Raw genomic sequence first — 17,055 nt, 5'->3', positions numbered from 1 at the left:
GCCGTCACCCTGGTCGAGCGGCTGCGCTCGCGCGGCCTCCAGGTCTCGGTGCGGGCGCTCTTCCAGGCCCCGACGGCGGCCGGACTCGCGGCCGTCGACACCGGTCAGGCCTTCGTGGTGCCGGAGAACCGGATCCCGAGCGACGCAACCGTCCTCACCCCGGACATGGTCACGCTGGCCGAGCTGAGCCCGGCGGACCTCGACCGGATCAGTGCGGCGGTCCCGGGTGGTGCGGCGAACATCGCCGACGTCTACCCGCTGGCGCCGCTGCAGGAGGGGATCTTCTTCCATCACCTGCTGGACGCCGACCAGGGCCGCGACGTCTACATCGTCCCGGTCGTTCTGGGCTTCGACTCCCGCGAGCGCGTCGACGCGTTCGTGACCGCGCTCCAGCACGTCGTCGACCGGCACGACATCCTGCGGACGGCCGTGCTGTGGGAGAACCTGCCCCAGCCGCTCCAGGTCGTCCTGCGGCAGGCGCCGTTGGCGGTCGAGGAGGTCGTCTTCACCGGGGACCAGGGCGAGGACGCGGTGGCCCGGTTGCTGGCGGCGTGCCCGCCGTCGATGGACATCCGTCAGGCGCCGATGCTCGATCTGACGATCACTCGCATCACCTCCGATGGAAGCTGGTTGGTCGCTCTGCGCAGCCACCACCTGATCCGCGACCACCAGGCGCTGGAGATCCTGTTGGACGAGGTGCGCGCGCACCTGGACCAGGACGTCGAGCGCCTGCCGGAGCCGGCGCCGTACCGCGACTTCGTCGCCCACGCCCGCCTGGCGGTCACCGCCGACCAGCACCGAGCCTACTTCGAGCGCGCCCTCGGCGAGGTCGAGGAGCCCACCGCGCCCTACGGCGTCCTGGGCACTCGCGGCGACGGCAGCGACACCGGCGAGGCGATCGTCGAGCTGTCGGCCGAACTGGCCGACCGGGTGCGGGAGTCGGCGCGTCGTCACGGCGCCAGTGCCGCCGCGCTGTTCCACCTCGCCTGGGCGCGCGTCGCCGCCGCCACGACCGGCCGGACCCACCCCGTGTTCGGCACCGTGCTGCTCGGCCGGATGGATGCCGGTGACATGGCGAGCCGCACCCCGGGCCTGTTCATCAACACCCTGCCGATCCGGATCGACGCCACCCGGCCGCTGGACGCCGGACTGCGTTCGGTCCAGGTCCAGTTGGGTGAGCTGCTGCGGCACGAGCACGCCCCGCTGGCGCTCGCCCAGCAGGTGGCCGGACTCCCCGCCCAGAGTCCGCTGTTCACCTCGCTCCTCAACTACCGCCACAGCACGCCGCGTTCGGATTCCGGTCGGGGGAGCCTGCTGGAAACCGGGATCGCGGGCATCGACATCCTGTACGCCCACGAGCGGAACAACTACCCGGTGACGGCCTCGGTGGACGACACCGGCGTCGGCTTCCGGCTCACGGTGCACGCGGCCGAGCCGATCGACTCCGACACCGTCTGCGGCCTGCTGCACACCGCCGTCGAGAACCTGGTCGGCGCCCTGGAGGCGCACCCCGCCGCCACGCTGGACACGGTCGCCGTGCTGGACGACCGTCGGCAGGACCAGCTGCTGCGCGGCTGGAACGACACCGCGCGGGAGTTGCCGGCCGCGACGCTGCCGGAGCTGTTCGAGGCGCAGGTCGCCCGGACGCCGGACGCGGTCGCGTTGGTGCGCACGCGCGCCATGGACCCGGACACCACGGACACCCCGGACCACGAGACGCTGACCTACGCCGAACTCGACGCGCGCGCCGGCCGCCTGGCCCGTGTCCTGGCCGGCTACGGGGTCGGGCCGGAGTCGCTGGTCGCTGTCGGCATGCACCGGTCCACGGAGCTGGTCACCACCTTCCTGGCGATCGCCAAGGCGGGCGGCGTGTTCGTCCCGCTGGACCTGCGTTCGCCCGAGGCGCGGACGGCGGCCGTCCTGGCGGACGCCCGGCCGCACCTGCTGGTGGCCGACTCCGCCCTGCGGGAGCACGAGGTCGTGCGCACGGCCGAGGCGCAGGGCACCCGGGTGGTCCTCGTCGACGCCGATGTCCTCGCCGCGCCCGCAGCGGACGGCCCGGACGGCTCGGACGGCGCGGACACCATGGAGCCCGTGAGCCCGACGCGGGTGCTGCCGGACCAGGCGGCGTACATCATGTACACCTCCGGCTCCACCGGCACCCCCAAGGGCATCGTCACCACGCACGCCGACGTCGCCGCCCTCGTGCGGGACTCGCGCTGGAACGTCGGCCCGGCCGACCGCGTGCTGTTCCACGCCCCGCACGCCTTCGACGCCTCCACCTACGAGCTGTGGGTCCCGCTGGTCCACGGCGGCAGCGTTTCCATCGCGCCGGAGGTCAAGCTCGACAGCGCCACCCTGCACCGGCTGATCGTCGACACCCGGGCCACCCACGTCCACGTCACGGCCGGGCTCTTCCGCGTCATCAGCGAGGAGAGCCCCGAGATCTTCGCCGACGTGGCGGAGGTCCTCACCGGCGGCGACGTCGTGCCGCCCACCGCGGTCACGCGGCTGCTCGACGCCCTCCCGCACCTGACCGTCCGCCACCTGTACGGTCCGACCGAGACCACGCTGTGCGCCACCCAGCACCCGATGGCCGCCCGGGCCGAGCTCGGGCACACGCTCCCCATCGGCAGCCCGATGGACGACACCCGGGTGTACGTGCTGGACGCCGCGCTGCGGCCGGTGCCGGTGGGGGTGCCCGGCGAGCTGTACATCGCCGGCACCGGGCTGGCGCGCGGCTACCTGAACCGTCCGGGCCTGACCGCGGAGCGCTTCGTGGCCTGCCCGTTCGGCGGGCCGGGGGAGCGCATGTACCGCACGGGCGACCTCGCCCGCTGGCGCGAGGACGGCACGCTCGACTACCTGGGCCGCACCGACGACCAGGTGAAGATCCGCGGCTTCCGGATCGAGTTGGCGGAGATCGAGTCCGCCCTGCTCGCCCGGCCGGGCGTGGCCCAGGGCGTGGTGATCGTCCGCGAGGACGTCCCCGGCGACAAGCGGCTGACCGCCTACGTGGTGCCCGAGGCGGGCGCGGCGGTGGACACCGCCGCCCTGCGCGCGGAGCTGGCGGCGGTGCTGCCGGACTACATGGTCCCGTCCGCGGTGCTCGCCCTGGAGGCGCTGCCGCTGACGGCCAACAGCAAGCTGGACCGCCGTGCTCTCCCGGCCCCGGACCACGCGGCGGCGCTGGAGGCGTCCTACCGGGCGCCGCGGACACCGGAGGAGCAGCTGCTGTCCGAGGCGTTCGCGGACGTCCTGGGCCTGCCGCAGGTCGGCGTCGACGACGACTTCTTCGAGCTGGGCGGGCACTCGCTGCTGGCCACCCAGCTGGTCAGCCGCGTCCGTTCGGCGCTGCGGGTGGAGCTGCCGCTGCGGGTGGTCTTCGAGAGCCCCACCGTGGCCGCGCTGGCGCCCCGGCTGTCGAAGGCGGAGCAGGCCGTGCCCGCGCTGGTCGCCACCGCCCGTCCGGACGTGGTGCCGCTCTCCCTGGAGCAGCGCCGGATGTGGTTCCTCAACGAGCTGGACGGCGCGAACGCGGCCTACAACATCCCGCTGGCGCTGCGGTTCGAGGGCGCCCTGGACCGGTCGGCGCTGGCGGATGCCCTGCGGGACGTGGTGGCGCGGCACGAGGTGCTGCGGACGGTCTTCCCGGCCCCGGCGGGGGAGCCGCGGCAGCGGGTCCTCGCCGTGGGCGAGTACCGCTGCGAGCTCGCGGTGGTGGAGGCGGCCGCGGCCGATGTCGACGGGCTGCTGGCCCGGGAGGCCGCCCGCCCGTTCGACCTGGCCACGGAGATCCCGATCCGGGCGACCCTGTTCGCGGTCGGGCCCGAGGAGCACGTCCTGCTGGTGGTGATCCACCACATCGCCGGCGACGGCTGGTCGATGCGGCCGCTGGCGCAGGACCTCTCGTCCGCCTACACGGCGCGGAGCACCGGCGGCGCGCCCGACTGGGCCCCGCTCCCGGTGCAGTACGCCGACTACACGGTGTGGCAGCGCGAGCTGCTCGGCGCGGACGACGACCCGGGCAGCGTGCTGAACCGTCAGCTCGCCTACTGGGAGAAGACGCTCGACGGCACCCGGCAGCAGCTGGAGCTGCCGGCGGACCGTCCGCGCCCGGCGGCGCTGACCCACCGCGGCGGGGTCGTCGAGCTGACCGTCCCGGCCGGGCTGCACGAGGAGCTGACCAGGCTCGCCCGGGCCGAGGGCGTGACCATGTTCATGGTGCTCCAGGCCGCCCTGGCCACGATGCTGTCCCGCCTCGGTGCGGGGGAGGACATCCCGATCGGCACGGCGGTCGCCGGGCGTACGGACGCGGCCATGGACGACATGGTCGGGTTCTTCGTCAACACCCTGGTCCTGCGGACGGACCTCTCCGGCTCGCCGACGTTCTCCGGCCTGCTCAACCGGGTTCGCGAGGCGGGACTGGAGGCGTTCGCGCACCAGGACGTCCCGTTCGAGCGCCTGGTGGAGAGCCTGGCCCCGGCCCGCTCGCTGACCCATCACCCGCTGTTCCAGGTCATGCTGGTCCTCCAGAACAACGAGGGGGCCACGCTCGACCTGCCCGGGCTGGACGTCAGCGGCCTGCCGAACGGCAGCTGGCCGGCCAAGTACGACCTCGACTTCACCTTCGAGGAGTGCTTCACCGCCGACCGGCGCCCGGCCGGCCTGCGGGGCCGCATCGTCTACGCCCGGGACCTCTTCGAGCACGGGACGGCCGAGCAGTTCGGCGCCAGGCTGCACCGGGTGCTCGCGGCGATGGCCGCCGATCCGCGCCAACCGGCCCACCGGGTCGAGGTGTTGGGCGAGGCGGAGCGGGAGTCGGTGCTGTTCGGGTGGAACGACACGGTGCGTGAGGTGCCGGCGGTGACGCTGCCGGAGCTGTTCGAGGCGCAGGCGGTGCGGACGCCGGGTGCGGTGGCGGTGTCGGACGCGTCGGGTGGTGTGACGTACGGGGAGTTGAACGAGCGGGCGAACCGGTTGGCGCACCTGCTGGTCGGGGGTGGTGTGGGGCCGGAGGACCTGGTCGCGGTGTGCCTGCCGCGGTCGGTGGAGCTGGTGGTGGCGCTGCTGGCGGTGGGGAAGGCGGGGGCGGCGTACCTGCCGCTGGACCCGGAGTACCCGGTCGAGCGGTTGGCGGCGACGGTGGCCGACAGCGGTCCCGTGGTGCTGCTGACCGCCGGCGGCGTCGGTGCGGCCGGGGAGGTGGCCGAGGGCGTCCGGCGGATCGATATCGATGCTGTCGAGACCGGCAACGCCCTGAGTGCGCTGTCGACTTCGAACCCGGAGCGTGCGGGCCACAGTCCGGAGAGTCCGGCGTATGTCATTTACACCTCGGGGTCGACGGGTCGGCCGAAGGGTGTGGTGGTGACGCAGGCGGGCCTGGTGAACTACGTGGTCCGGTGTGTGGAGGTGTATCCGGAGGTCGCGGGGCTGACGGTGCTGCACGCGTCGGTGTCGTTCGACGCGGGTGTGACGGGTCTGTACGGGGCTCTGGTGTGCGGTGGCGAGGTGGTGGTCGCCGCGTTGGACGATGCTCTGCCGGGTGTGTTGGGTGGTCGGCGTCCGTCGTTCATGAAGGTGACGCCGAGCGCGTTGGCGGTGCTGGACTCGCTGGGCGATCGCGTGAGTCCGTCGGGCCGGCTGATGGTGGGTGGTGAGGCCGTCCAGGCGGCGGCGGTGGCGCAGTGGCGCGAGCGTCATCCGGGTGTCGTGGTGGTGGATCACTACGGCCCGACGGAGGCGACGGTCGGCTGTACCGACTTCGTGCTTCCGGAGGTGCTGGACGGGTCGGAGGTCGTCCCGATCGGCCGGCCGATGTGGAACACCCGGGCGTACGTGCTGGATTCCGGGCTGCGTCCGGTCCCGGTGGGTGCGGCGGGTGAGTTGTACATCGCGGGTGTTCAGCTGGCGCGCGGCTACCTGGGCCGTCCGGGGCTGACGGCGGAGCGGTTCGTGGCGTGCCCGTTCGGTTCGGCCGGGGAGCGGATGTACCGCACCGGCGACCTGGCCCGCTGGCGCGCCGACGGGGCGCTGGAGTACCTGGGCCGCACCGACGACCAGGTGAAGGTGCGCGGTTACCGCATCGAGCTGGGCGAGATCGAGTCCGCGCTGCTCGGCCGGCCCGGCATCGCGCAGGGTGTGGTGATCGTCCGCGAGGACGTTTCGGGCGACAAGCGGCTGACGGCCTACGTCGTCCCGGTCACCGGTGCCGAGGTGGACACGGCCGAGGTCAGGACGGCCCTGGCCGCCGTCCTGCCCGACTACATGGTTCCCTCCGCCGTCATCGCCCTGGACGCTCTGCCACTGACCGTCAACGGCAAGCTCGACCGCCGCGCCCTCCCGGCCCCCGACCGCACGGCGGAGCTGGAGGCCTCCTACCGCGCCCCCCGGACGCCCGAGGAGACCCTCCTGTGCGAGGCGTTCGCCGAGGTCCTCGGGCTGGAGCGGGTCGGCATCGACGACAGCTTCTTCGAACTCGGCGGGCACTCGCTGCTGGCCACCCGGCTGGTCAGCCGGATCCGTTCCGCCCTGGAGGTCGAACTGCCTCTCAGGGCGATCTTCGAGAGCCCCACCGTGGCGGGCCTCTCGTCCCACATCAACCGTCCCAAGCGCACCAGGCCCGCCCTGCGTCGTCGCACCAGGCAGGAGGAGATCTGATGATCCCGTTGTCCTACGCTCAGCAGCGGCTGTGGTTCCTCGGGCAGTTGGAGGGGCCGAGCGACACGTACAACATCTCGCTCCCCCTGCGCCTGCGGGGAGCCCTGGACCGTGAGGCCCTGCGGGACGCCCTGAGGGACGTGGTGGAGCGCCACGAGGTCCTCCGCACCGTCTTCCCGGCCAAGGACGGCAAGCCGTACCAGAAGGTCCTGGCCGCCGAGTCGGCCCGGATCGACCTGCCGGTGACCGAGGTGGACACGGCGGACCTGCCGGCGGCGCTGGCCGAGGCCGCCCGGCACACCTTCGACCTGGAGCACGACATCCCGTTCCGGGCCTCGCTGTTCGCCACCGCGCCGGACGACCACGCGCTGATCGTCGTGATGCACCACATCGCGAGCGACGGATGGTCGAGGGGCCCGCTCGCACGGGACCTCTCCGTCGCCTACGCGGCGCGCCGGGGCGGGCGGGCGCCCGAGTGGGAGCAACTGGAGGTCCAGTACGCCGACTACACCTTCTGGCAGCAGGACGTGCTCGGCGCCGACGAGGATCCGGAGAGCCTCCTCAACGAGCAGCTGGCGCACTGGCGCCAGGCGCTCGCGGGCATGCCGCACGAGCTGGAGCTCCCGGTCGACCGGCCGCGTCCCACCCGCGCCTCGCACGTGGGCGGCGTGGTCGACCTGACCGTGCCCGCCGGGCTCCACGAGCGACTGGTGCGGACCGCCAAGGCCGAGGGCGCCACCGTCTTCATGGCGGCGCAGGCGGGCCTCGCCGTCCTGCTGTCGCGGCTCGGGGCCGGGAACGACATCCCGATCGGCGTGCCGATCGCCGGGCGTCTGGACGAGGCCCTGCACGACCTGGTCGGCCTGTTCGTCAACACGCTGGTGCTCCGGGCGCGGGTCGCCGACGAGGCCACCTTCCGGGACCTGCTCCGGCAGGTCCGGGAGACGTCGCTGGAGGCGTTCTCCCACCAGGACCTGCCGTTCGAGCGCCTGGTGGAGGACCTGGCGCCGGCCCGTTCGATGTCCCGCCACCCGCTGTTCCAGGTGACCCTGAGCGTCCAGAACAACGCGGACGCGGAGCTGCGGCTGCCCGGACTGGAGGTCGAGCCGCTGAGCGGCGACCAGCGTCCGGCCAAGTTCGACCTCGACGTCCAGCTCGCCGAGCGCTTCGACGCCCAGGGCCGGCCCGCCGGTCTGGCCGGCAGCATCACCTACGCCGCCGACCTGTTCGACGCGGCGACCGTCGAGGCGATGGCGGAGCGGTTCGTCCAGGTCCTCGACTCGGCGCTCTCGGACCCCGACCGGCCGCTCGGCCTGCTGGAGGTGACGAGCCCGGCCGAGCGCCACCGCCTGCTGGACGCGTGGCACACCCCCGCGCGCGGCACCCGGCCGGCGGCGACCCTGCCGGCGCTCTTCGCGGCGCAGGTCGAACGGACGCCCGACGCCGTCGCCGCGGTCCTCGGCGACGCCCGGCTCACGTACGCGGAACTCGCCGAGCGCTCGGACGCGCTGGCCGCCCTGCTGGTCCGGCACGGCGTCGGGCCCGAGACCTCCGTCGCGGTCTGCCTCGAACGCTCGCTCGACCTGGTCGTGGCCCTGCTCGCCGTGCTGAAGGCCGGCGGCGCCTACCTGCCGGTCGACCCGGCCTCGCCGTCGGACCGCATCAGCTTCGTGTTCGCGGACTGCGCCCCCGCCCTGGTGATCACCTCCACCGCGTCGGCGGGAGCGGTCGCGCACGAGGAGGCCGTCCGCCGGGTGGTCCTGGACGACCCGGAGACCCTCGCGCGGCTGTCCGCCGGCAAGGGCGACGTGCCGCTGCCGGCCGAGGTCCCCGGCGCGCTGTCCCCGGCGAACACCGCGTACATCATCTACACCTCGGGCTCGACGGGCCGCCCCAAGGGTGTCGTCGTCCCGCACGGGAACGTGGTGCGCCTGCTCGACGAGACGCAGCCGTGGTTCGAGTTCGGCGCCGACGACGTGTGGACCTGGTTCCACTCCTTCGCCTTCGACTTCTCGGTGTGGGAGCTGTGGGGCCCGCTGCTCCACGGCGGCCGCCTGGTCGTCGTGCCGGTCGAGGTGTCCAGGTCGCCGGTCGAGTTCCTGCGCCTGCTGGCGGGCGAGGGCGTGACCGTCCTCAACCAGACGCCGTCCGCGTTCTACCAGCTGGCCCAGGCCGAGGCCCAGCACCCGGACCTCGGGTCCGAACTGCGGCTGCGCACGGTCGTGTTCGGTGGCGAGGCGCTCGACACCGGCCGCTTGCGCGAGTGGTACGCGCGGCACCGTGACGACGCCCCGCGACTCGTCAACATGTACGGCATCACCGAGACCACCGTGCACGTGAGCCACCTCCGGCTCGACCGGTCGACGGCCGTCGAGGGCTCCCTGGGCAGCCCGATCGGTGAGGGCATCCCCGGACTGCGCGTCTACGTGCTGGACGCCGGACTGCGGCCGGCGCCGGTCGGCGTGCCGGGCGAGATGTACGTCGCGGGCGACCAGCTGGCGCGTGGGTACCTGAACCGTCCGGGTCTGACGGCGGAGCGCTTCGTGGCCTGCCCGTTCGGCGGTGCGGGGGATGGGCCCCTCCTGCCCGGTGGCGGGCAAGGAGGGAGGATGTACCGCACCGGGGACCTCGCCCGTTGGCGCGCCGACGGCACGCTGGAGTACCTGGGACGGACCGACGACCAGGTGAAGATCCGCGGCTTCCGCATCGAGCTGGGCGAGATCGAGGCCGCCCTGCTCGGTCAGGCGGGTGTCGCCCAGGCGGCGGTGATCGTCCGTGAGGACGTCCCCGGCGACAAGCGGCTGACCGGCTACGTGGTGCCCGACACGGGCGCGGAGGTCGACACCTCCGTGCTGCGGGGCGCCCTCGCGACGATGCTGCCGGAGTACATGGTCCCGTCCGCGGTCGTGGTGCTGGAGACGCTGCCGCTGACGGTCAACGGCAAGCTGGACCGCCGTGCCCTGCCGGCGCCGGACCGGGGGGCGCTGCTGGAGGCGTCCTACCGGGCGCCGCGCACCGCGGACGAGGAACTGACCTGCGAGGTGTTCGCCGATGTGCTCGGGCTGGAGCGGGTCGGCATCGACGACAACTTCTTCGAGCTGGGCGGGCATTCGCTGCTGGCGGTGACGCTGGTCGAGCGGCTGCGCTCGCGCGGGCTGCCGGTGTCGGTGAAGGCGCTGTTCCAGGCGCCGACGCCCGCCGGGCTGTCGGCGGCCGACGAGGCCGCCCGGGCGTTCGTGGTGCCGGAGAACCGGATCCCGGACGGCGCGACCGTCCTGACCCCGGACATGATCACGCTGGCCGAGCTGAGCCCGGCGGACCTCGACCGGATCGTGGAGCAGGTCCCCGGTGGTGCGGCGAACGTCGCCGACGTCTATCCGCTGGCGCCGCTGCAGGAGGGGATCTTCTTCCACCACCTGCTGGACGCGGAGCAGGGCCGTGATGTCTACATCCTGCCGACCGTGCTGGCCTTCGACTCGCGGGAGCGGGTCGACGCGTTCGTGTCCGCGTTGCAGTCGGTGGTGGACCGTCACGGCATCCTGCGGACGGCCGTGCTCTGGGAGAACCTGCCCCAGCCGCTCCAGGTCGTCCTGCGCCGGGCGTCCCTGCCCGTCCATGAGGTCACGCTGTCCGGTGACTCCGGTGACTCCGGTGACTCCCGTGACGCGGGCGACTCCGGCGATGACGCGGTGGCCCGACTGCTGGCGGCCTGCCCGCCGTCGATCGACATCCGGCGTGCCCCGATGGCCGATCTGACGATTGCTCAGGACGCCGTCGGTGGGCGATGGTTGATGGCCCTGCGCAGCCACCACCTCACCCGCGACCACACCGCGCTGGAGATCCTGCTGGACGAGGTGCGCGCGCACCTGGAGCAGGACGTCGAGCGCCTGCCGGAGCCGGCGCCGTACCGCGACTTCGTGGCCCACGCGCGCCTGGCCGTCACCGCCGAGCAGCACCGCGCCTACTTCGAGCGGGCACTCGGCGACGTCGAGGACCCGACCGCACCCTACGGCGTGCTCGACACCCACGGCGACGGCAGCGGCACCGGCGAGGCGATCGTCGAACTGTCCGACGGGCTGGCGGCGCGCGTTCGCGAGCAGGCCCGCCGCCACGGCGTCAGCGCCGCGGCGTTCTTCCACCTGGCCTGGGCCCGCGTCGCCGCGGCCACGACCGGCCAGACGCACCCCGTGTTCGGCACCGTGCTGCTCGGCCGGATGGACGCCGGGGGCACCGCGCACCGGACCCCGGGTCTGTACATCAACACCCTGCCGATCCGGATCGACGCCACCCGGCCGCTGGACGCCGGACTGCGCGCCGTCCAGGTCCAGTTGGGCGAGCTGCTGCGGCACGAGCACGCCCCGCTGACCCTCGCCCAGCAGGCCACCGGAGTCCCCGCGCAGAGCCCGCTGTTCACCTCGCTCCTCAACTTCCGGCACAGCCCCGGCGCCGCGAACGAAGGCACCGGCCTCGCCGGGATCCGGGTGCTGTACGGGCACGAGCGGACCAACTACCCGCTCACCGTGTCGGTGGACGACACCGTCGTCGGCTTCCGGCTCTCCGTGCAGGCCGTTCCCGCGATCGACCCGGACGTGGTGTGCGGTCTGCTGCACACCGCCGTCGAGAACCTGGCCGGAGAGCTGGAGCAGGACTCCCGGATCCCGCTCGACCGCGTCCCCGTCCTCGGCGACCGGCAGCGCGACCGGCTGCTGACCGCTTGGAACGACACCGCCTCCGACGTTCCGGCCGCGACCCTGCCCGAGCTCTTCGAGGCGCAGGCCGCCCGCACCCCGGAGGCCGTCGCCCTGGTCGCCGCGGGCGGGAGCCTGACGTACGCGGAGCTGAACGCGCGGGCCAACCGCCTGGCGCACCTGCTGGCGGCCGACGGCGTCGGCTCGGAGCACCTGGTCGCCGTGTGCCTGCCGCGGTCGGCCGAGCTGGTCGTGTCGCTGCTGGCCGTCTCCAAGACGGGCGCCGCCTACCTGCCGCTCGACCCGGACTACCCGGTCGAGCGCCTGGCGACGACCCTGGCCGACGGCCGTCCCACCGCCCTGGTCACCGACAGCGCGACGACGGACGAGGCCCTGACGGCGGACGCCGGCGTCCGGCGGATCGACCTGGACGCGCCGGATACCGCCAACGCCCTTGATGTGCAGCCTGTTTCGAACCCGGAACGCCCCGGCCACCGCCCGGAGAACCCGGCCTACGTCATCTTCACCTCCGGCTCCACCGGTCGCCCCAAGGGCGTCGTCCTCCCGCACTCCGCGCTGAACAACTTCCTGGCGGCGATGAACCACCGCCTGCGGGTCACCGAGCACGACCGGCTGCTGGCCGTCACCACCATCGGCTTCGACATCGCCGGACTCGAACTGCACCTTCCGCTGGTGTCCGGCGCCGCCGTGGTCCTCGCCGACCGCGACGAGGTCCGCGACCCGGACGCCCTGCGCGCCCTCCTCGGGCGCGAGGCCGTCACCGTCATGCAGGCCACGCCCAGTCTGTGGCGGGCCCTGGCGGACGACGACGTTCTGCGGTCCGTCCGGGTCCTGGTCGGCGGCGAGGCGCTCCCCGGTGAGCTCGCCCGCACCCTGGCGGGCACCGCCGCCTCCGTCACCAACCTGTACGGCCCGACCGAGACGACCATCTGGTCCACGGCCTCGGACATCTCGGCGGACACCCCGGTCTCCATCGGCCGGCCCATCCTCAACACCCGGGTGTACGTGCTGGACGCGGCGCTGCGACCGGTGCCGGTGGGCGTGGCGGGCGAGCTGTACATCGCCGGCAGCGGCCTGGCGCGCGGCTACCTGAACCGCGCCGGCCTGACCGCGGAGCGGTTCGTGGCCTGCCCGTTCGGTTCGGCCGGGGAGCGGATGTACCGCACCGGTGACCTGGTGCGCTGGCGCGAGGACGGGACGCTGGAGTACCTGCGCCGTACGGACGACCAGGTGAAGGTGCGCGGTTACCGCATCGAGCTGGGCGAGATCGAATCCGCCCTGCTCGGCCGGGTGGGCGTCGCCCAGGCCGTCGCGGTCGTCCGCGAGGACGTCCCGGGTGACAAGCGCATCGTCGCCTACGTCGTCCCGGCCGTGGACGCGGAGGTGGATGCCGCCGTGCTGCGGGACGCGCTCGCGGTGACGCTCCCCGACTACATGGTCCCGTCCGCCGTGGTCGTGCTGGACGAGCTGCCGCTGACCGCGAACGGAAAGATCAACCGCCGGGGTCTGCCGGCACCGGACCGGTCGGCGCTGCCGGAGGCGTCCTACCGGGCGCCGCGCACCGCGGACGAGGAACTGCTCTGCGAGGTGTTCGCCGAGGTCCTCGGGCTGGAGCGGGTCGGTATCGACGACAACTTCTTCGAGCTGGGCGGACATTCGCTGCTGGCGGTGACGCTGGTCGAGCGGCTGCGCTCCCGCGGCCTCCAGGTCTCGGTGAAGGCGCTGTTCCAGACGCCGACCCCGCTCGGACTGGCGGCCGTGGACGCGGGTCAGGCGTTCGTGGTGCCGGAGAACCGGATCCCGCGGGACGCGACCGTTCTGACGCCGGACATGGTCACGCTGGCCGAGGTCACCGAGGACGATCTCGCGCGGATCGTGGAGCAGGTCCCGGGCGGTGCGGCGAACGTCGCGGACGTCTATCCGCTGGCGCCGCTGCAGGAGGGCATCTTCTTCCACCACCTGCTGGACGCCGACGAGGGGCGTGACATCTACGTCTTCCCGACGGTGCTGGCCTTCGACTCGCGGGAGCGGGTCGACGGATTCGTGTCCGCGCTGCAGTCCGTGGTGGACCGGCACGACATCCTGCGGACGGCCGTGCTCTGGGAGGGGCTCTCCCAGCCGCTCCAGGTCGTCCTGCGGCAGGCTCCGCTGGCCGTCTCCGAGATCGTCCTTCCGGCCGGTGCCGACGCCGGTGTCGGTGACGATGTCGTGGCGCAGCTGCTGGCGGCCTGCCCGTCCGCGATGGACGTCCGCCGGGCGCCTCTTCTCGATCTGACTATCACTCAGGACATGGGTGGTGGGCGGTGGTTGATCGCTCTGCGCAGCCACCACCTGATCCGTGACCACCAGGCGCTGGAGATCCTGCTGGACGAGGTGCGCGCGCACCTGGAGCAGGACGTCCAGCGGCTGCCGGAGCCGGCGCCGTACCGCGACTTCGTCGCGCACGCGCGCCTGGCCGTCAGCGCCGAGCAGCACCGCGTGTACTTCGAGCGGGCGCTCGGTGACGTCGAGGAGCCGACCGCACCCTACGGCGTGCTGGACACCCACGGCGACGGCACCGACACGGGCGAGGCGATCGTCGAGCTGTCGGCCGAACTGGCGGAGCGCGTCCGCGAACAGGCTCGTCGGCACGGCGTGAGCGCCGCCGCGTTCTTCCACCTGGCATGGGCCCGTGTCGCGGCCGCGACGACCGGCCAGACGCGTCCCGTGTTCGGTACCGTGCTGCTCGGCCGGATGGACGCGGGAGGTGCGGCGAGCCGTACGCCGGGTCTGTACATCAACACCCTGCCGATCCGCATCGACGCCACCCAGCGGCTGAGCACCGGACTGCGGTCGGCACAGGTGCAGTTGGGCGAGCTGCTGACCCATGAGCACGCCCCGCTGACCCTGGCACGGCAGGCGACCGCCCTGCCGGCGCAGAGCCCGCTGTTCACCTCTCTCCTCAACTACCGCCGCACCGCCGCCACCGGCGGGGTCGGCGGCGGAACGGCGCGGACGATCGCCGGGATCCAGCTGCTCCACGCTCAGGAGCGGACGAACTACCCGTTGACGGTGTCGGTGGACGACACCGGTGTCGGGTTCCGGTTCACGGTGCAGGCGTGTGCGCCGATGGACTCGGGTGTGGTCTGCGGTCTGCTGTGCACGGCGGTGGAGAATCTGGTCGGCGGGCTGGAGGGGGATTCCACTTCTTCGCTGGATCTGGTTCCCGTTCTTGACGACGGGCAGCGGGAGTTGGTGCTGCGCGGGTGGAACGACACGGCGCGTGAGGTGCCGGTGGGGACGTTGCCGGGCCTGTTCGAGGCGCAGGTGGCGCGGACGCCGGACGCCATGGCTGTGGTGTTCGGTATTGGTGCGGCGCGTGAGGTCGTGTCGTATGCGGAGTTGAACGAGCGGGCGAACCGGTTGGCGCACCTGCTGGTCGAGGCCGGCGTTGGGCCGGAGCGCCTGGTGGCGGTGTGTCTGCCGCGCTCGACCGAGCTGGTGGTGTCGCTGGTGGCGATCGGGAAGGCGGGGGCGGCGTATCTGCCGCTGGACCCGGACTATCCGGCGGAGCGTCTGGCCTCCACCCTGGAGGACGGTCGTCCGGCGGTGCTGGTCACCGACAGTGTGACGATGGGCGGAGAGCTGGCGGCGGGTGTCCGGCGGATCGATCTGGACGCGCCGGGGATCGTCAACGCCCTGAGCGTGCAGCCTGTTTCGGATCCGGAGCGGGTGGGTCATGGTCCGCAGAGTCCGGCGTATGTCATCTACACCTCCGGCTCCACCGGCCGCCCGAAGGGTGTGGTGGTTGCGCACGACGGTGTGGTGAACCGTTTGGCGTGGATGCAGGAGGACTACGGGCTGACGTCGTCGGATCGGGTGTTGCAGAAGACCCCGGTCGGGTTCGACGTGTCGGTGTGGGAGTTCTTCTGGCCGTTGACCACCGGTGCGACGCTCGTGGTGGCGCGTCCGGACGGGCATCGTGATCCGGCGTACCTGGCGGAGGTGATCCGTGCGGAGGGTGTGACGGTCACGCACTTCATCCCGTCGATGATGCAGGTGTTCCTGCTGGAGCCGGCCGCGCGGACCTGCACGTCTCTGCGGGCGGTGTTCGCCAGCGGTGAGGCGCTGTCCCCGGAGCTGCGGGACGCCTTCCTGCGGGACCTCGGCGTTCCGCTGCACAACCTGTACGGGCCGACGGAGGCGTCGATCGACGTCACCGCCTGGGAGTGCGTGCCGGGGACGGCGACGGTGCCGATCGGCGGCCCCGTCGGCAACACCCGGGTGTACGTCCTGGACGCGGCCCTGCGTCCGGTCCCGGTCGGTGTTCCCGGCGAGTTGTACCTCGCCGGCGTTCAACTGGCCCGGGGCTACCTGAACCGTCCGGGTCTGACGGCGGAGCGCTTCGTGGCCTGCCCGTTCGGTTCGGCCGGAGAGCGGATGTACCGCACCGGTGACCTCGCCTGCTGGCGCGAGGGCGGCACCCTCGACTACCTCGGTCGGACCGACGACCAGGTGAAGGTGCGCGGCTACCGCATCGAGCTGGGCGAGATCGAGGCCGCCCTGCTGGGCCGTCCCGGCGTCGCGCAGGCGGCCGTGATCGTCCGCGAGGACGTCCCGGGCGACAAGCGCATCGCCGCCTACGTCGTCCCGGCCGTGGATGTGGAGGTGGATGCCGCCGCCCTGCGGGATGCGCTCGCGGTGACGCTTCCCGACTACATGGTCCCGTCTGCGATCATGCCGCTGGAGACGCTGCCGCTGACGGTCAACGGCAAGTTGGACCGCCGTGCCCTGCCGGCGCCGGACCGGGGGGCGCTGTCGGAGGCGTCATACCGGGCGCCGCGCACGGCGGACGAGGAACTGCTCTGCGAGGTGTTCGCCGAGGTCCTCGGGCTGGAGCGGGTCGGTATCGACGACAACTTCTTCGAGCTGGGCGGTCACTCCCTGCTGGCGGTGACGCTGGTCGAGCGGCTGCGCTCGCGCGGCCTCCAGGTCTCGGTGCGGGCGCTCTTCCAGGCCCCGACGGCGGCCGGGCTGGCGGCCGTGGACGCGGGTCAGGCGTTCGTGGTGCCGGAGAACCGGATCCCGCAGGACGCGACCGTTCTGACGCCGGACATGGTCACGCTGGCCGAGGTCACTGAGGACGATCTCGCGCGGATCGTGGAGCAGGTCCCCGGTGGTGCGGCGAACGTCGCGGACGTCTATCCGCTGGCGCCGCTGCAGGAGGGCATCTTCTTCCACCACCTGCTGGACGCGGAGCAGGGCCGTGATGTCTACATCCTGCCGACCGTGCTGGCCTTCGACTCGCGGGAGCGGGTCGACGCGTTCGTGACCGCGCTGCAGGCGGTGGTGGACCGCCACGGCATTCTGCGGACGGCCGTGCTGTGGGAGAACCTGCCCCAGCCGCTCCAGGTCGTCCTGCGCCGGGCGACTCTGCCCGTCCACGAAGTCACGCTGTCCGGTGACTCCAGTGACTCCGGTGACTCCGGTGACTCCAGTGACTCCGGGGAAGACGCGGTGGCCCGGCTGCTGGCGGCGTGCCCGGCGTCGATGGACATCCGTCGTGCGCCCATGGTCGATCTGACGATTGCTCAGGATATCGCCGGTGGGCGGTGGTTGATGGCTCTGCGCAGTCACCACCTCACCCGCGACCACCAGGCCCTGGAGATCCTCTTCGACGAGGTGCGCGCGCACCTGGAGCACGAGG

Annotated in this window: 2 protein-coding genes; both read left to right on the top strand. The window is 72.8% G+C overall.

Features of this window, described 5'->3' with window-relative positions:
• The coding region (locus tag ACZ6EM_RS39630) for an amino acid adenylation domain-containing protein (RefSeq protein WP_465774600.1) at window positions 1-6,660 on the top strand (6,660 nt) is incomplete at its 5' end.
• Window positions 6,660-17,055 (top strand): non-ribosomal peptide synthetase (locus ACZ6EM_RS39625; protein ID WP_465774599.1); only part of this gene is annotated, 10,396 nt, incomplete at its 3' end. The genes ACZ6EM_RS39630 and ACZ6EM_RS39625, both read left to right, overlap by 1 nt.

Source organism: Kitasatospora sp. NPDC041917 (genome assembly GCF_055589745.1).
This window is presented reverse-complemented; position numbering and strand designations above follow the sequence as displayed.